A 17789-nucleotide genomic window follows, 5' to 3' on the forward strand; every position below is an offset into this window, starting at 1 on the left:
TAAAAATACATTCACAGTTTGCACCCGCTCACCCAGAATGGACACCAGATTCCTGTGATTTATTTCTTCTGTATCTGCTTGATCGTGATCAGGTTGCTTCCTTGAATTTTCGCAGCAGTTCTTCTCCATGATATCCTTCTTCAATCAGCGCAACCAGCCGCTCTTCTATCTGGTTTTTCTGCTGATCGACAATCGTGCCGATAAACAGGACATTGATATTGCCGCCAATCTCATTTACGCCGGCAATCGAGGTGATAAATGTTGCAGGTTCATTGCTCTCCTTTGTAATTTTGACCTGTACCAAGATTTCATCATACTCTTGAAGTGCGGTGAACAGCTCAAGATAGCTGTGCTCCGTATATGCTTCTATCAGCCAGGTGTTATCCTCATCTTCCCTGTTGATGATCAGTCCGTCAATTAGCGGGATATTATTTTGCACCACTTCTTCCTCTTTTTGCTCGATCAAATCCAAAGCGACCAGTTTAAATGTTTTCATACTATCCCTCCTGCTATCTCTCTGTCCATTTCTCTGTTTTTGGTTTCTTTCCCTTGAGTTTACCAAAAAACGCGGCAAGTTGATAATGTTTCCTGAAAAAATATGATTTTGCTGACCATCAAAAAGCGTAACAGTTGGTTTAGAAATATTGCCGTGCTAACATATGGAAAGAGTATCACAGGTGAACGAGCAACTGGAAAGAATACAATAAATAAAGGGGAAAAAGCAAGTGAATCAGACAATTGAAACATTGCTGCATCATCGTTCCATTCGGAAATTCAAGGATCAGCAACTGACAACAGAGCAAATACATACGATCATCCGCGCTGCTCAGCAGGCGTCAACATCCAGTCATGTCATGGCCTATACCATTATCGGAGTTACCGATCCCTCGCTAAAGTCAGAACTGGCTAAAGTTTCTGGTCAGCCCTATGTCAAGGAAAATGGCCATCTGTTCGTTTTTTGTGCAGATCTCAAACGCAACCAGCAATTAGGCAGTGCAGAAGAACAAGTAGTTATCCAGGAAAATATGGAAAGTACAGAGCAATTTATTGTTACAGTAATCGATGCTGCCCTCGCTGCCCAAAATGCAGCAACCGCAGCGGAAGCACTGGGGCTTGGTATCTGTTTCCTTGGCAGTCTGCGTAATGACATTCAGCGTGTCAGCAGCCTGTTGAATCTCCCGGACCGCGTGGTTCCGCTTTTCGGACTGGCAGCTGGCTATCCTGATCAGCAGCCGGAAATCAAACCTCGCCTCCCGCTCGAAGCAGTATATCACGAAAATACCTATCCATCTCCGGAAAGGCAGCAGCAGCTTATTCAGGAATTTGATAAAGAGCTTTTAAATTATTATCAGAATCGCTCAAGCAATGCCAGAAAAGCCACATGGTCATCGCAAATGATCGACAAATATAAAAAACCGACCCGTCTGGATGTCGGCCCATTTGTGAAAGAGAAACACCTAAACAAACAGTAAGCAATCCATCAAAACCAGCCCTTTTCTTCTGGAGAGGGCTGGTTTTTTATGCTTGTTCATCATTTACCACGAAGATTTCACCTCTTCTCCCCTCTCTATCATGAAAATTTTCAACTGCACAATATGACTTCCTTAAAAACCTCTCCCTTCCCAGTTGCGGCAGTTTTCCAAAGACAGAAAATAACGTGCTGATGTATATTCTAAAGCAAAAATCGAATGATAAGAGGGCAATCCAAAGAAAACTTGGGTTTATCCAGCCTTAGTTGACTTATCGCATGACCTGCAAACCAAAGGAGGGTGCTTTATGACAGTTGGCAGTCAAGTGAAACAGACGATAGCAGGACTGAAGAGTGCTCAGGCAAGCTTCGAGCAATTTGCCCTGCAAACGGAAAACAAACAGACGAAGCAAATGTATGAAAATGCTGCACAGCAAACCATGCAAGTTCTGCAAAGTGTGGAGCCAAGAGTTCAGCAGATCGAGCAGGAAGAACCGCAATACAAAGGCTTTTAATCACCGGGCTGGTTTTTACCAGCCTCGATTATCTCTTCTGGAAAAAGGTGAAACAGATGCATGCAATAAAAATGACCGTGCTTTTAGCGCTTTTATCCCTGCTGGTCGGATGTGGGGCAGATACGACAAAAGATAACCAGCAGCAGAATACGAAGTTCACCAAGATCTCCACATCAAATGAAATCAGTCAGAAGCCTTCCAATCGGGCAAAGGAAATATTGCATCAGGATGAAAAAATAACGGCCGTGCATGCGGTTAATACATCGAAAGCAATGCTAATTGCAATAGAAATTAAGCATCATAAACGATTCCGGCTTGCTCAGATTCGTAAAGAAAAGACAAAAGAAATGAAAAATGAGTTCCCTGACATGAAAGTCGAACTTTCTACCGACCGTAAAATCATATTGGAACTGCGCGCACTGGAAGACAATCTCCAGAAAGGCTCAGTTTCCAAAAAAAAGCTGGAAAAAGAATTGAAAGCAATTATTGAACTATCCAAAGAACAAACCTAAGGAGAAGTTAGTATGGCAGACAAGAAAAAGAAAAATTTACCGCCGGATGCGCAGAACTACCAAAAATTTCAGCAGCAGCGAGAAGTAAAGCGGCCACTCTTGAAAAACTGCTTAAAAGCTTTCTTCATCGGAGGACTGATTTGCCTTATTGGCCAGGTAATCACCACCTTTTACATCTACTTTTTTCACTTCACGGAGCAGACGGCGGGTAACCCGACAACCGCAACACTTATTTTTATCACCATGCTCTTGACCGGGTTTGGAATCTATGACCGGTTTGGCCAATTTGCCGGAGCAGGGACTGCTGTTCCGGTGACAGGCTTCGGGAATGCGGTAATTGCTTCGGCGATTGAATACCGTACAGAAGGATTTATCCTGGGAGTAGGAAGCAACATGCTTAAACTCGCTGGCCCGGTAATCGTGTACGGGGTATTTTCTGCTTTTGTCGTCGCTTTAATCAAAACAATTTTGATTAAATGGGGTGGATTGTAATGCTGCTCGGGCATCGCACATGGAGTTTTGAAAACAAACCGGTGATCATCTCTACCGGCACGGTCGGTGGTCCTTTTGAAGCGAATGGCAATATCGCCAATGATTTTGATATCCTGCACGAGGATATGTGGGTGAATCAGGATTCCTTTGAAAAATCCCAGCAAAAAATGATGGAAGAAGCGGCCCAGGCAGCAGTGAAAAAAAGTACGATTGAAAAAGAACAGGTAGATTTTTTCATCAGCGGGGATTTAATCAATCAGATCACACCATCCAGTTTTGCCGCCAAAACGATTGATGTGCCTTATTTGGGTTTATTCAGCGCTTGTGCCACCTCGATGGAAAGTCTCGGGCTGGCCGCGTTTCTTATCAACGGTGATGGCGCCAATTATGTATTAAGCGGGGCTTCCAGTCATAATGCAGCAACGGAAAAACAATTCCGCTATCCTACAGAATATGGCGGCCAGAAACCTCCCACAGCACAATGGACGGTCACCGGAGCAGGCTGTGCTCTCCTTGCAAAACAAGGGCCAGGCCCTGTCGTCACCTCGGCCACAATGGGCAAAGTCGTTGACAAAGGACTTACCGACCCGTTCAATATGGGCGGGGCAATGGCTCCTGCAGCCGTGGATACGATCGAAACGCATTTTAAAGAGCGAGGGGTGGAACCTTCTTATTATGACCTGATTATTACCGGGGATCTTGGTCATATCGGCAGAGAGGTCTCCCTTGAGCTTTTGCAGAAACGAGGACTGGATATCACAAGCAAGCAATATGTCGATTGCGGGCTGACCATTTACCGGGAAGGCCAGCCGGTGCTGGCAGGTGCCAGCGGAGCGGCTTGCTCGGCAATTGTCACCTATGGACATTTCCTTAACTTAATGAGAAAAGGAGAAATCACCCGCATTTTGGTCGTTGCCACAGGTTCTTTACACTCACAGCTAAGCATACAGCAGGGTGATCCTATCCCCTGTATTGCCCATGCTGTGTCCATCGAGTCAGGAAGTGATGTGTCATGATTTTCTTTTGGGCCTTTGTTGTCGGCGGATTGATTTGTGTCATCGGTCAGATTATGTTTGATGTATTCAAACTTACTCCCGCTCATACGCTCAGCATACTCGTCATCAGCGGAGCGGTGCTGGACGGTATCGGATTATATGAACCGCTGATTGATTTTGCCGGAGCCGGAGCTACCGTGCCGATTACCAGTTTCGGCAACTCCCTGGTGCATGGTGCTATGCAGGAAGCGGAACAACACGGGATCATCGGGGTGGTTACCGGCATGTTTGAAGTAACCAGTTCCGGGATCTCCGCAGCGATTATTTTTGGCGTGATCGGCGCCATTCTGTTCAAACCAAAAGGATAGGAGCTAAATGTTATGACGGTCGGATCACAAGTAAAAAGCTGTTATTCCTCGCTGAAAAATGTGGAAGCAACACTCGATGTCCTGGCTAACCAGGCACAGAAACAGGAGTCGCAGCAAGCATTCTTTACTGCCAGCCAAGCCATCACGGAAATAAAAACAGACTTGCAGCAACAGGTCATTCAGCTGACAAAGGAAGAGCCGCAGTACAAATAGTGGCGTCTGAAAGAAAGGAGGGCCTGCAATGCCGGATTGGATTAACATTATTCTGCGCTCACTTACACTGCTCGCTGTGTTATTTTTAATCACCAAACTGCTTGGTGCCAAACAGCTGTCCCAATTAAATGTTTTTGAATACATTTCCGGAATTGTCCTGGGCGGAATCGTCGCCATTATCACCCTTGATACGAATGCAAACCTGATTTACGGGCTGTTGGCAATGTTCATCTGGTTCATCGTTCCTTACGGTGTGGAATATATCTCCCTGAAAAGCAAATCCTTTCGCGACTTAACACAAGGTAAGAGCGTCGTGTTCATTCAGGACGGGAAGATCATGGAAGACAATATGAAAAAACACGGCTATTCCACCGATGATTTGCTGGAAAAACTGCGTGATAATAATATTTTCCAGTTTGCTGATGTGGAATTTGCTGTATTGGAGCCATCCGGATCATTAAGTGTCTTGCCAAAGCGCGAAAATCGCCCGCTGACAGCAAAAGATCTTGGCTTAAAGCTGGCACCGGAGAAAGAACCGCAAACCGTGATGATGGATGGAAGAGTCCTTCTGGAACCTTTAACAAACCTGAATTTGAATCCGAAGTGGCTGGAAACCGAACTCGATAAACAGAATGTCAGCTTTGAAAATGTTTTTCTTGCCCAAGCCGATACAAACGGGCAGCTCACGGTGGATTTGTATGACGACATGATTGCTGTTCCTGCCCCCACGGAAATCCCGATTCTCGTTGCCACCATGAAAAAATGCCAGGCAGACCTGGAGTTATTTGCCCTTGCGACGGAAAATGAACAGGCGAAACAAATGTATGAAACAAACAGCCTCAAGCTGCAGCAGGCGATCGATGGAGTCAGCCCCTACCTAAACGAGTAAAGCCAGCAGAAAATTCCTGCTGGCTTTTACGCTATTCGCTCACCTTTACAGCTATTTTGCCGAACTGCTTCCCTTCTTTTAGATACTCAAAGGCCTCAGGGAAATCCTCCATAAGAAAACTGCGGTCCACCACCGGATGCATGGTAAAGTTTTTCAAATGATCAAGCATTGCCCTTAGTTCCTGTCTTGATCCCATCGTTGTACCGAACAGCTGGTACTGCCCATAAAAGAATTTCCGCAGATTAAATGGGACTTCATCCTCCGTGGTCGCTCCGAAAACCACCATTCGCCCGCCTTTTTTCAGTACTTCCAGCGAACGGTTGAACGTCGCCCGTCCGACACTATCAATCACCAGATCGACTGTTTCATTTTGAAGTTCTTCCGGCCAGTCCTGTTCATTATCAAGCACCACATCGGCGCCAAGTTCTCTCGCACGGCGCTGCTTATCTTTGCTGCGGGAGGAGACGATCACTCTCGCCCCAGCATTTTTGGCAAACTGAATAAGATAGGTAGCGACACCGCTCCCCGCACCCGGGATGAACACTGTGTCCAATTCTTTTACCTGCCCCTTCGTGAAAAGCGCCCGGTAGCCAGTCAAGCCCGCTAAAGCAACAACTCCAGCCTCCTCCCAGGAGAGGTGTTCAGGCTTTGGCTCTACCTGCTCGGCAGATATCGCGATTTTTTCCGCAAAGGTGCCGTGATCCGGTAAACCAAGAATATCAAAGCGTTCGGGCGGGGCATCGGAATTTTCCTTCCAGCGGAGCGCCGGATTAATGATCACCTCATCCCCAACTTGGTGATTGCTCACTCCTGCTCCGACTTCCTCCACTATTCCGGCTCCGTCAGAACCGAGAATCAGCGCCTCATCTTTTTCTCCTCTCCGGTTTGGAAGATTGACATCCCGCCGATTCAAACCAGCGCTGCGAAGGGCGACGACCACTTCTCCCTCATTTGCGTGAGGTGCTTCCATTTCTTTCAGTTTCAATTCTCCATATTCATGTACAAATGCCTTCATTCCAGTCATTCCTTTCAGTAAAAATTGCTGAATGCTTCCAGCTGTTCTTTGTTTGAAATATCCTGGGAAAATAACGGAATATAAATGCGTTTTTGCTTTGGAAAGGTTTCTTCAATCATCCGCATATACTGCTGTTCATGTACTTTTCTCTGTTTTAAGAAAGTTCCGTCTGCATCTTCCGGGAGCACTTTATTGACAATCAGCGTTCTTACATGCAAATGATACTGATCCAACAGCTCGATTGCTTTTTTGGTTTCCAGGATAGGCAGACGTTCCGGGTTCAAGACAAACACAAAGCCTGTCCGTTTTCCGTCCAGCAGAATCTCTCTTGCTTTGGAAAAGCGAGTCTGTCTTTCTCGTAAAACGTCATAAATCGGATCCTCGACCGGTTCACCGTCATTCAGCAGCTGGGAATAATTTTTATTGGTTTTCTGTCTGCGCTGCAGCAGTCCTTCTATCCATACACCCATTAATTCCGGCAATGACAAGAGACGGATGGTATGACCAGTTGGTGCTGTGTCAAAAATGAGCTTGTCGAATTGATCTGTTTCCTCAAGAATTATTGAAATCAGCTTGTCAAACAACGCTGCCTCATCCGCACCTGGAGAAGCTTTTGCGGTATCCAGCTGACGATTTACCTCTTCCATCATCCCTACGTGCACCGTTCCCTTTATATTTTCTTTTACACCTTGAATATAGTTTTCCGTCTCCACTTCCGCATCGATTTCCAGTGCATACAATTCGTCAGCCACCCGGCTTATTTTTCCGCCGATGGTTTGGTTAAAAATATCCCCCAGATTATGAGCCGGATCGGTGGAAATAAGCAAGGTTTTATAACCATTACGGGCAGCTTTTGCAGCAAGTGCTGCGGCTGAGGTGGATTTCCCTACACCGCCTTTGCCGCCGACAAAAATAATATCTTTTTCCAGCACATCCATTATAAACAGTCCCTTCTCCCGATCAGCAGCAGCGAATGCCGCTCAGTGGAGATTTTTCCATCCCCATCCGCAGATGCCAGTCGTGAAATTTTTCAATCATGTACGGATAAAGTTCGAGGGTATAATAATAAGCAGGATTGGGTATCCCAATCATTTCCGAGTAAAGCATCAGCATGAATAAATCATCTTCTGCCCTGAGTTCTCGGGCAATTTCCTGGCGATGCGGCATACTTAATACCTCTTCATAAAAGCGAATAAGCCGCTTTGTCTGATCAAGCATGATGATTATATCTCCTTTCTTTAAATGACCAGAAGAGATCAGACCTGGCTGATCTCTTCTTTACATTGTTTTTTATTCTTTATTTATCGGTCCTTCATTCTTTTCTGTCATCACTTTGAATGATGTAAGGACAATCCACACGGCGAATACAAAGATAATTGCGCCCAGAACAAACAGCATCATATTTGATTCCGTACCGAACCAGGACCATTCGAACAGCACCTGATTAAACATGGCATACATAGTCATGAACATCAGGAAGATCATCGGTATTAATGTGACCGCATAATTTCTGCCCTGCCGTTTCAGCCAGATGGAAATAAGCAGTAAACTGATGCCTGCAAGCAGTTGGTTGGACGTGCCAAACAACGGCCAGATCAAGTAACCTCCGGAACCAAAACCATTTGGCCCCTGCGGAATCAGTACCAATGCAGCAGTCGTTACCACCGCGACCGATGTGGCCACATGCGTTTTTGTCAGCGCAGGAACTTTATATTCCGAGCCTAACTCCGCGATAATATAGCGCAAGAGACGCACCGATGTATCTAATGTTGTCGCGGCGAAACTGACGACAATAACCGACACAATCGTTGTGGCAATATCCGGTGGAATCGCAATCCCTGTGGCCAGATTCGCTGCCCCCTCAACGAAGATGCCAAGCCCTACACCGTTTGCTTCGGTATAACTGCCATAAGCTGCAAAGAATTCATCCGTATTTGTGAAAAAGGTTGCCACGGCAATAATCGCAATTAATGCTAGAACCCCTTCCCCGACCGCGCCAGCATATCCAACAAATCGGGCATCTGTTTCTTTGTCCAACTGTTTGGAAGATGTTCCCGAGGATACCAGGCCGTGAAAACCGGAAATTGCTCCACAAGCGATCGTAATGAATAGCAGCGGGAACCAGGAGACATCAGATGTTGCGTTAGTTGCCGGCGCCCCCATTGCGGGGTTCAAAAAGACTAGACCCAGATAAAGAATCGCCAGACCTACGATAAGCTGATGGGAGTTAATGAAATCCCTTGGCTGAAGAAGTTTCCAGACCGGCAGTGTGGATGCAATATAGACATACACCATTAGGATGATGATCCAAATGAGAAACGCAGAGGAAATGGAGCCCAGACCGAACAGTCCTGCTCCTCCCTCCCCGCCAAAGTAGCTGACCAAATCAATCTGCAGCCAATTGACTCTGCTGCTTACGATTGCAGCAAAGTACATGACTGCGAGCGCTAACAATGACGGAATCAGCATCTTTGTTTTCCCTTTGTAGACGGCATAGCCGATCCAAATGGCCAGCGGAATTTGTATAAATACAGGAATAACACTTGCTGGATACGTGATAAACAAATTCGCAATGGCCCAGGCAAATACCGCATTAACCATCAGCAGCAGAATCAAAATAATAAACAGAAACAGGATTTTCGCACGCTGCCCGATCAACCGGTCAGCGAGTGTTCCAATCGACTGCCCTTTATTCCGGGCAGAAACGACAAGTGTACCAAAGTCATGCACCCCTGCTGCGAACACCGTCCCCAGTACGACCCACAGAAAAGCAGGCAGCCAGCCCCAATATAATGCGATGGCAGGACCGAGAATCGGCGCAGCCCCTGCAACAGAAGTAAAGTGGTGGCCCCAAAGCACAAATTTATTCGTCGGCACGAAATCGACACCATCTCTGTACTTATGGGCCGGGGTGACATAATTTGGATCAAGCCGGTAAATCTTTTCCGCTAGAAACTTAGAATAATAGCGGTACCCTAATGCAAAGATAAGAATCCCCAGAATCGCAACGAAAATCCCTGACATTTCTTCAACCTCCCCTGAATTTTTAGGATTAGCCTATGAAAAATGAAGAAAAACAATGCAGGTAATGTATATCGATAGACTTATCCTAGTTTTACGCTATGTTAAAACGCTTACTTTTAGTACACTTGTATTTTACCAAAAGTGGGACAAATGTAAACTATTTAGAACTTTTATTATGGCTATATACTAAAAGAATGTTGTTACAATATCTATAAACTGCGTCGTAAATCAATGGGGTTTAGGATCGCCGCTGCGGAAATATACTACGCGCACCTTAGGGTGGCTGGTGAGCCCTCTTGTGCTGTCGCACTGCGAGGTCTCACCGAGGCCATTCCTCCCGCAGGAGTCGACTGCTATCATCCTCAATCAACCCCAACAGAGTGGGTAGCTATTTGGCTGCTTTTAAAACGCACACCATTAGCGGAGGAAATACCCCGAGACTCCTGCGGGATGGTAAGCATAGGTGAGACCCCACAGCGCGTCAGCGCGAGGAGGCTCACCAGCGCCCGCGGAAAGCGAGGGGTATTTCCGCAGCGGCAGCGGCAGCCTATGTCGCCGTTTCCATCAACTGTGGCATAAATAAGCAATAAAACCTACGGATAGAGCCTTTATAAATTAAAAATCGAATTGAAAAAGAGCCGTCTCATAAGAGACAGCTCTTTTCACGCGCTGATTAATACAATTTTCCCTGACGGAACAAAATCGTCGACAACTTCATCACTGCATGCATATAACAGTTTTGCCTGAGTGGAAAAGGGTCCCCGAAAAACTGCGGCAGCACGGTGTCAAAGGTTTTTTTCATTTTGCTGTTTAGCCGTTCAAACACTTCATCTTCCGTCAAAAATTGTGTTTCCCTGCCTTGGAGCCATTCGAAGTAAGAGACGATCACCCCGCCGGCGTTTGCCAGAATATCAGGGATAATAATGACCCCCTGATCACTCAAATAGTCATCCGCCTCTCCTGTAACCGGGGCGTTGGCACCCTCGACAATAATCTGCGCCTTAATCTCTTCCATGTTATCGGCGTGGACTTGACCGCCCAGTGCTGCAAGGATAAGCACATCCACATCCAAGGTAAGCACCGCGTCGCGATCCATCAACTCTGCCTTGACATTAGCCTTTCCCAATTCTTCCTCACTGACAGGCAGATCGTGGTTATTTTGCTCAGTAAACTGCAGCAGTGCAGGAATATCAATCCCATCCGCATTGTACAGTGTGATATTTTTATCGCTGACAGCCACCACCTTATTATTCAAGTGCTGACAGCGGTATGCTTCCAATGCAGCGACAGATCCAACATTGCCAAACCCTTGCACCGCAACAGAGAATGATTTATTCACATTAGCGAGTGCTGTTTTGGCAAAACGGTTATCGCGCTCACTGAGCCATTGCTCGTTGTCTTTCAAAAAGTCATGCAGCAGGTAGCGGAAAGAAAAGTAAACTCCTTTCCCCGTTGCTTCCCTTCTTCCCAGCGACCCGCCGTTGATAATGCTTTTCCCGGTAAAACTGCCGCGATAGCTCCTGCCAGGGCGAATACTTTTGTACTCCCCCATCATCCAGTCCATCTCGCGGGCACTTGTGCCGACATCCGGTGCGGGAATATCCTTTTCCGGCCCAATCACATCACTGAAATATTGTACATATTTACGGCAGATCAAAAAAAGTTCCCTTGTATCATATTGCCGCGGATTGATAGATACACCGCCTTTTCCCCCGCCAAATGGTACTTCATGCAGCGCATTTTTCAACGTCATCAAGGAAGCAAGATCACTCACTTCTGCTTCATTTACCGATTCATGAAAACGGATCCCGCCTTTGTATGGGCCAACAATATTATTGTGCTGAATGCGGAAAGCGGGAATCCGTACCACCCGGTCATCCTCCAGCGTTACCCGTAGAAATGATTTATGCACATGGTTCGGGGTGGATAAAATGGAAACTAATGAAGCAAAGGCTTTCTTCCGGTCATTTTCCTTCAACTCTGGCAGAAAGGTTGTGTCATCCATTAATGCGTTTAATGATTCATCAACTATTCCTTTAATTGCATTCGCCATTAATTTACCTCCTGTGTATCTTAGCTCTCGATTTTCAACCAGTGTAACAAATATGAAATAGTTTAACCATTGAAAGCCTTTCCCACACATTTATAAGCTGTTACAGGAAAAATACCGCAATGAGTGTGGAGACAAACAACCCCAGCATGACCGGGAAGAAATTTTTCCTGACCAGATCCATAACCGAAACCCCGCAAAATCCGGCGATGGCTATCAAGGAAGACCAGGCAACGATCGTGCCTCCCCCGGTCCAGATCGAACCCATCTGACCAATCGCAGCCAATGTCTCTGTATCAATCGAACCGTTCTGCAGAGAAGCGGCAAGTGCCCCCGTCAGCGGCAGACCCGAAAAACCGGATCCGTCCAGGCCGGTAATAATCCCGATGATCAGTACACTGAACGCAGCCAGAATGGCACTCTGCGGCAAAAATTCCTGTGAGGATTGCACCAGATCAAACAACAGTGCCGGCGGATTCTCTTCCACTCCGATTATACTTCCGGAAAAATCAGCACTTCCCATGTAGAAAAATCCAGCGATCGGGATGACAGGCCCCATAGCTTTAAAGGCAAAGACAAAACCATTGGTAATATGGGTGGAAATATAGTCAAGCGCATGCTGACGACCAAACGCAAGTGTAGACAACAGTAGCAAGATCACAGCGACTCCGCCAATAAAAGCTGTTTCATTGCCGCTAGTGAGTGCTGTCATCCTGCCTGACATCAATTTTTCCGACATCATATACAGCACAACAACCAGCATGGTCAGCGGCACAAGCACGGCAAAAAGCTTGCTCCATTTCGATAAATTTCTGGATGGAGAAATTTTATCCGTCTCGGCTGGCGGCTGAACTTTTTTCAAATCCTCTTCATTTCGCGGATCATCTTTTGAACGGATCGATCTGCCGTAGAAAAGATAGACACAGCCAATCGCAATCACCCCGGTAACCAGGGATAAAATCAGAGCCTGGTCGGCTACTGCAGCCGTCTCCACTCCCGCAGATGTGGCGGAAATGTTTGGAGCAACCCGCACCATATAATCCGATGACAGCGCCATGCCTTGGCCGGCAATCGCAATGGCAACAGCAGACAACATTACCGGCAGTCCTGACCGTGCAGCCGCAGGAACCAGAAGCGCACAAATCAGCGGTACAGCAGGCGTCGGCCAAAAAAACAGCGAAATAACATAAGTTGCTGCGATTAAAACAAAAAACGATACATGGCCATTCACCATAACCTTCTGTATCGGCTGAATCATTTTCTTGTCTGCACCGAGATCCCTCAGGGAATGCAAGAGTGCAAGCATAAACGTAATAATCAAAAATATGTTAAACAGTTCCTGGGCCGCCACCAGGTTGGCATGAAATATCGCAGTAAAGCCGTCGATGATATTTCCTTTAAAGACCCATGTAACGACAAACGTTCCGAGCAGTGCCGGAAATACGACTCCTCTGCGGGCAATCATGGTAACAATGATCATCAGGGTAAAAAATCCGTACATCCAATGGGATATTGTAAGCTCCATATTCACCTCTTCCTTTCACTCTGGCTATGCTATAGCCTATGCATTGGTAAGAGAAACGCTACCGCAGATACTTCCAAGTTTATTGAAATATAGAGCGGGTATGCACATTGTACAAGCATAAAAAAGGAGGAAATTACACTTGAAACCATTTATCAAAGAATATACAAATGATGAACAACTGAAAACGGATGTAAGTGTGTTGAAAGACAAAGGGGTTAATAAGGACGATGTCTATATTCTCTCCCATGATGATGACCGCACAGAACGGGTAGCAGATTCCGCGGGAGCAAATACGATCGGCTTTAACGAAATGGATTTCTCTGACGCGGTCGGCACCATGTTCAGCAAAAAAGGTGATGAGTTACGCACCAAGCTGGAGGAAATCGGCTTCACAGAAGCGGAAGCGGAAAATTACGAAGAAAAAATGGATGAAGGCAAAGTCTTTTTGATTGTTACCAATAACGCTGACGTGAACAGCTATTTGATGTAGTCAAGAAAAGTTAAAAAAGCGGTATCCGCAAGTATATTGCGGAGCCGCCTTTTTTCATGGCTAATTTTCCTCCTGAGAAGCCGCACAGTTCTCACACAACAGTTTCCCATTTTTTTGCTCCCCGGCAAAAAAGCCATTCTCGCAATAAACATCCCTGCCGCAGGATGAACATTTACCAATCCATTCCCGCATTCGTTACCCTCCTTTTTCCATAGGCTGTTTGCTAAAAGAATTTTTTTTATCATAATATCTATAAGCTGCGACATAAGTGCTCGTTGATTTCCGCTGCGGGCAGTCGCTTTTCGCGGGCACGGCTTCAGCCTCCTCGGAAGAAGATCACTTCCTGCTCAGGTCTAGACTCGTGCTTTTCCCGCAGGAGTCGACTGCCCTCCGCTCCAATCAACCATCTACAGAGTGTAGGTGCTGTTTAATTTAACAAGGGTATAGACAAAAAACACAACAGCTAGCGGAGGAAATACCCCGAGACTCCTGCGGGATAAAAAGCATAGGCGAGACCCCTCAAGCGGAGGCAGCGCGAGGAGGCTCGGCAGCTTCCCGCGGAAAGCGAGGGGTATTTCCGCAGCGGCAGCCTATGTCGCAGTTTCCATCGACTACGAAATAAATGAGCAACAAAACTTGCTATAAAAAAAGATAACCCCTTTATTCAGAGGTTACCCCAATGTGAGCGGAGAATCAATTAAGCGGTCCTTAGTAATGTTCTCGGCTGTTTATGAAACAAAAAGAATACAAGCACCGTGCAAATAATGTAGGACGGCAGCATGTAGGAACCGTTATACACCAGCGAATAGATCCAAACCGGCTGTCCTTCAATCGCTGACTCGAAAAAGACAATCCCAGCGAAATAATGAGCGATAAATCTCAGCGTTGAACCAAGCAATATGCCAAACGCAATATAACTTAAATAAACTTTCACCTTTCCATCCTTCACAGCCTGCTGGATCTTGCTGGCAAACACACCGGCAAACCCGAGCACGGTGAAGGCAAGCCCATATTCAATAATTCCCTGAACCGGATGCAAAATATAGGCTGTTCCCGCAGCGACCTGCAAGAGGCCCCATAAAAACCCGGACACAAGCCCGCCTTTTAATCCCCAGCGGAAAGCCACAATAAAAATCGGGATCATCGCTAATGAAATCGAGCCACCCATGGCCCAGATCTTAAACTGCAGACCCGGGAAAATGTCCAAAAGCAAAGCAAGTGCCGTAAAAATAGCCACTTCAATCATAAATAATGTTTTTCCGGAACGCATAAGGTTCCCCTCCCCTTTTTAAAGCGTTTTCTATTTTTCCACACAAAAAAAGCAATGCCAAGGGGAAGACTTCCTGATGGGCAGTCCGCTCACATTGCTTTTCGAAACCATCAAAAAAGCCACCATCCCTACGCTAGTGTTAACTAACAGGTTCAAAGGGTAAGAACGCTCGTGTTCACTCTCAGCCAAATGGCTCCCCTAGAGGCTTAACTTTACTTTTTTTGTTATTGTCATTGTACCGTATTCAACAAGTAAATACAACAGCTAAACAGGCAGCCCGGAAATTTCCGGGCTGCCTGCTTACTATTGCTTATAGGGACAGAAACTCTTCCACATCACTAACACACAGTGCAATCGCATTTTCCCAGAAATCCGGTTTAGTCAAGTCGACATCAAGATGCTTTTGCGCCAGATCTTCCACCTTCATGCTACCTGTATCACGCAAGAGAGCAATATAATCATCTTCAAAACTGCCGCCTTTTTCCTTCGCATGGGCATAAATCCCCAAGCTGAACAGGTAGCCGAATGTGTAGGGGAAGTTGTAGAATGGCACCCCGGTAATATGGAAATGCAGCTTGGACGACCAGAAATTAGGATCATACTCGCCTAGAGCATCATTGTATGCTTCCTTCTGTGCATCAACCATCAGTTCATTTAACCGGTCAACGGAAACCATGCCTTTCTTCCGTTCATCATAAAAGCGCTGTTCAAACAGGAAGCGGGCATGAATATTCATGAAAAAGGCGACACTGCGCTTCACTTTATCTTCCAATAGCGCACGTTTTTCCTCTTTATCCTGTGCATTGTTTACCGAAGCATCAGCAACAATCATCTCCGCAAAAGTTGAAGCTGTTTCAGCAACATTCATTGCATACCCTTGGTTCAGCCCATTGACATCATTCATCACATGCTGATGATAGGCATGTCCCAGTTCATGGGCAAGTGTCGCAATATTTGATGAAGTACCGGAATAGGTCATGAAAATCCGGGTCTGCTCACTGTCCGGGAAGCTTGTGCAAAAGCCGCCGGGACGCTTGCCCGCCCTGTCTTCTGCTTCAATCCAGCGCTTTTCAAACGCCATTTTGGCAAAATCAGCCATTTGCGGGCTGAAGTCACGGAAGTTCTCGACGATGAAATCAGCTCCCTCGGTATAGCTGTATGTTTTTACCGATTTCGATATTGGTGCACCGATGTCATACATACTTAGCTTTTCAAGCCCAAGCATCTCCGCCTTTTTGTTCAGGTATTTTACAAAATGCTGTTTGTTATTGGTGATCGCCGTCCACATCGCATCAAGGGTTTCCTTTTGCATGCGGTTGATTGCCAACGGCTCTTTCAGCACACTGTCCCAGCCTCTGTGCTTGTATTTTTGCAGACGGAATCCGCCCAGATGATTTAGGGTCTGTCCGAATAAGTCGGCCTGCTCGCTCCATGCCTCGTCCAGTTTCTCGGCAACGGTTTTGCGCACATTCCGATCCGGGTTGCTGAGTTTGTTGGAAGCCTGTCCGACAGAATAGGATTTTACTTCCCCATCCTCTTCCAGCTCGACTTCCATCTTGCCGACAATCGTGCCATACATTTGATTCCAGGCATGGTAGCCATCCACTTCCAGGTCATTAATCAACACTTCTTCTTTTACGGATAGCTGCTCCTTAGCCTGCTGTCTGTATTCATTCAGGACAAAAGACAGCTCGCTAAGCTCACGTGATCTGAGCAATGCTTCCCATGTTTCCTCATCCAATGCCGCAAGCTTTTGTTTGAAATTCGTCCGCACACCATCCATCTCTGCTTTCAGTGCACTGCGCTCGCCGACAAGCAGATTGGCTTTTTCATCTTTTACGTCTTGCGCGCTGAGACAGCTGACAAAGGCTCCTGCTTCCCGCATTTTTTTGCTTGTTGCTTCCAGCTGGCTGATAATATCTGCCAGTTCCTGATTGTTTTCCACCCCCCGGGCAGGCGTGTAGGCATCTATTTGTGCCTCCAGTGCTGTCACTTCTTTACGGATGTTCTGGACATATGTATGAAATGCCTCCGAATTGCTCCCTCCCGGAAAAATCACATCCAAATCCCACGTTGGGTTGTAAGCTGTCTGCATCCAATCGCTCCTTTTAAACTCTAGTTAAGCTTTTCTTGTCTTCTCTATTATATCAAAACTTCGAAAATTTTCAGCCCCAAATTGCGATTTTCCTGTATTTTTCAAGTTTGAATTTTTGTTTACTGGGAATAATAAGTCAGTATTACTGTTTTGCAAATCTCATACTTGACATTACTTATTTATCATTCTATACTAGGTAACATAAAGTAACTACAGTGTTACGCAAATTATGGAGGTATTTAAAATGGCAAAACAAACATGGAACGTAGACACAGCGCACAGTGAAATTGGATTTACTGTAAAACATATGATGATCTCGAAAGTAAAAGGGTCATTCAATGATTTTGATGCTGTCGTTGAGGCAGATGTCGAGGACTTAACAGATTCTAAAGTAGAGGTTACGATTGACGCCGCAAGCATTGATACACGTCAAAGCGGCCGTGACGACCATCTGCGCGGTGATGATTTCTTCGATGTGGAAAATCATCCAAAAATCACGTTTGTTGCTACAGACATCAAGAAAAAATCGGGATCCAACTATGATGTGACCGGTGATCTAACAATCAAAGGCACTACCAATCCGGTAACAGTGGATGTTGTTTATGAAGGACAAAGCAAAGACCCAATGAGCGGCAATACCGTCGCAGGGTTCAGCGGTGACACATCTATCAACCGTAAAGAATTCGGACTTACCTGGAACGCACAAGTGGAAACAGGCGGTGTTCTTGTTGGAGACGAAATCAAAATTCACGTAGAAATCGAAGCACACAAAGCTGAATAACTAAATACCAAACAACACCGGACTGTACTTCTACATGAGAAATGCAGTCCGGTGTTTTTGTTAAGAGCTGTTTTCTGAATGATTGTT

General features: G+C 46.0%; 20 protein-coding genes and 1 riboswitch. Of the genes, 10 read left to right on the forward strand and 10 right to left on the reverse strand.

Annotated features, from left to right (window positions below; translation table 11 throughout):
• Positions 1–88: 88 nt before the first annotated feature.
• Positions 89–496 carry a YwpF family protein gene (locus CEG13_RS06825; RefSeq protein ID WP_100011125.1) on the reverse strand — a complete coding sequence of 136 codons (408 nt, stop codon included), beginning with the start codon at positions 494–496 and terminating at the stop codon, positions 89–91.
• A gap of 229 nt (positions 497–725) precedes the next feature.
• On the opposite strand from CEG13_RS06825, the gene nfsA reads away from it, so the two are divergent.
• From nfsA to CEG13_RS06865, 8 genes are all read left to right on the forward strand, one after another.
• On the forward strand, positions 726–1472 hold the full coding sequence (gene nfsA, locus CEG13_RS06830; RefSeq protein ID WP_100011126.1) for an oxygen-insensitive NADPH nitroreductase: 747 nt from the start codon (positions 726–728) through the stop codon (positions 1470–1472).
• A gap of 304 nt (positions 1473–1776) precedes the next feature.
• Positions 1777–1983, forward strand: a complete 207-nt coding sequence (locus tag CEG13_RS06835) for a DUF1657 domain-containing protein (RefSeq protein WP_100011127.1) — start codon at positions 1777–1779, stop codon at positions 1981–1983.
• Between the two features lie 56 nt (positions 1984–2039).
• Positions 2040–2495, forward strand: a complete 456-nt coding sequence (locus CEG13_RS06840; protein ID WP_100011128.1) for a hypothetical protein — start codon at positions 2040–2042, stop codon at positions 2493–2495.
• 12 nt (positions 2496–2507) lie between these two features.
• Positions 2508–2987: a stage V sporulation protein AC gene (gene spoVAC / locus CEG13_RS06845; RefSeq protein ID WP_100011129.1), complete on the forward strand. Its 480-nt coding sequence runs from the start codon at positions 2508–2510 to the stop codon at positions 2985–2987.
• Positions 2987–4003 carry a stage V sporulation protein AD gene (gene spoVAD, locus CEG13_RS06850; RefSeq protein WP_100011130.1) on the forward strand — a complete coding sequence of 339 codons (1017 nt, stop codon included), beginning with the start codon at positions 2987–2989 and terminating at the stop codon, positions 4001–4003. The genes spoVAC and spoVAD overlap by 1 nt, the downstream gene beginning before the upstream one ends.
• The gene (gene spoVAE, locus CEG13_RS06855) at positions 4000–4350 is read left to right on the forward strand and encodes a stage V sporulation protein AE (RefSeq protein WP_100011131.1); all 351 of its coding nucleotides are present in this window, start codon (positions 4000–4002) and stop codon (positions 4348–4350) included. Before spoVAD ends, spoVAE begins: the two co-directional genes overlap by 4 nt.
• Positions 4351–4362: 12 nt before the next feature.
• Positions 4363–4563 carry a DUF1657 domain-containing protein gene (locus CEG13_RS06860; protein ID WP_100011132.1) on the forward strand — a complete coding sequence of 67 codons (201 nt, stop codon included), beginning with the start codon at positions 4363–4365 and terminating at the stop codon, positions 4561–4563.
• Positions 4564–4591: 28 nt separating this feature from the next.
• The gene (locus CEG13_RS06865) at positions 4592–5452 is read left to right on the forward strand and encodes a DUF421 domain-containing protein (protein ID WP_100011133.1); all 861 of its coding nucleotides are present in this window, start codon (positions 4592–4594) and stop codon (positions 5450–5452) included.
• Between the two features lie 31 nt (positions 5453–5483).
• Here CEG13_RS06865 and CEG13_RS06870 read toward each other — a convergent pair whose 3' ends face one another.
• From CEG13_RS06870 to CEG13_RS06895, 6 genes are all read right to left on the reverse strand, one after another.
• A complete protein-coding gene (locus CEG13_RS06870) occupies positions 5484–6467 on the reverse strand; it encodes a zinc-binding dehydrogenase (protein WP_100011134.1) in 984 nt (327 codons plus the stop codon).
• 14 nt (positions 6468–6481) lie between these two features.
• Entirely contained in the window at positions 6482–7405 is a 924-nt protein-coding gene (locus CEG13_RS06875) for an ArsA family ATPase (RefSeq protein ID WP_100011135.1), read from the reverse strand.
• Positions 7406–7427: 22 nt separating this feature from the next.
• Positions 7428–7685: a cory-CC-star protein gene (locus CEG13_RS06880; RefSeq protein ID WP_100011136.1), complete on the reverse strand. Its 258-nt coding sequence runs from the start codon at positions 7683–7685 to the stop codon at positions 7428–7430.
• 72 nt (positions 7686–7757) lie between these two features.
• Positions 7758–9491, reverse strand: coding sequence for a carbon starvation CstA family protein (locus CEG13_RS06885; RefSeq protein WP_100011137.1), 1734 nt, complete (start codon positions 9489–9491; stop codon positions 7758–7760).
• 673 nt (positions 9492–10164) lie between these two features.
• Positions 10165–11544, reverse strand: coding sequence for a Glu/Leu/Phe/Val family dehydrogenase (locus CEG13_RS06890; protein ID WP_100011138.1), 1380 nt, complete (start codon positions 11542–11544; stop codon positions 10165–10167).
• 100 nt (positions 11545–11644) lie between these two features.
• Positions 11645–13066 (reverse strand): hypothetical protein, encoded by a 1422-nt coding sequence (locus CEG13_RS06895; protein WP_100011139.1) that lies wholly within the window; start codon positions 13064–13066, stop codon positions 11645–11647.
• Positions 13067–13205: 139 nt separating this feature from the next.
• Here CEG13_RS06895 and CEG13_RS06900 point away from each other — a divergent pair, with 139 nt between their 5' ends.
• Entirely contained in the window at positions 13206–13556 is a 351-nt protein-coding gene (locus CEG13_RS06900; RefSeq protein ID WP_100011140.1) for a YflT domain-containing protein, read from the forward strand.
• Positions 13557–13616: 60 nt separating this feature from the next.
• On the opposite strand, the gene CEG13_RS19210 is transcribed toward CEG13_RS06900, so the two are convergent.
• The 3 genes from CEG13_RS19210 to CEG13_RS06915 form a co-directional block, all read right to left on the reverse strand.
• Positions 13617–13748: a hypothetical protein gene (locus tag CEG13_RS19210; RefSeq protein WP_275661792.1), complete on the reverse strand. Its 132-nt coding sequence runs from the start codon at positions 13746–13748 to the stop codon at positions 13617–13619.
• Between the two features lie 505 nt (positions 13749–14253).
• Positions 14254–14826: an energy-coupled thiamine transporter ThiT gene (thiT, locus tag CEG13_RS06910; protein WP_100011141.1), complete on the reverse strand. Its 573-nt coding sequence runs from the start codon at positions 14824–14826 to the stop codon at positions 14254–14256.
• A 107-nt stretch (positions 14827–14933) separates the two neighbouring features.
• Positions 14934–15036, reverse strand: a riboswitch (TPP riboswitch).
• Positions 15037–15136: 100 nt separating this feature from the next.
• Positions 15137–16921 carry a M3 family oligoendopeptidase gene (locus CEG13_RS06915; protein WP_100011142.1) on the reverse strand — a complete coding sequence of 595 codons (1785 nt, stop codon included), beginning with the start codon at positions 16919–16921 and terminating at the stop codon, positions 15137–15139.
• Positions 16922–17165: 244 nt separating this feature from the next.
• Here CEG13_RS06915 and CEG13_RS06920 point away from each other — a divergent pair, with 244 nt between their 5' ends.
• Positions 17166–17702 (forward strand): YceI family protein, encoded by a 537-nt coding sequence (locus tag CEG13_RS06920; protein ID WP_100011143.1) that lies wholly within the window; start codon positions 17166–17168, stop codon positions 17700–17702.
• Positions 17703–17789: the final 87 nt, after the last annotated feature.

The organism is Lentibacillus sediminis, from assembly GCF_002763455.1.
GTDB classification, from domain to species: domain Bacteria; phylum Bacillota; class Bacilli; order Bacillales; family Amphibacillaceae; genus Lentibacillus_D; species Lentibacillus_D sediminis_A.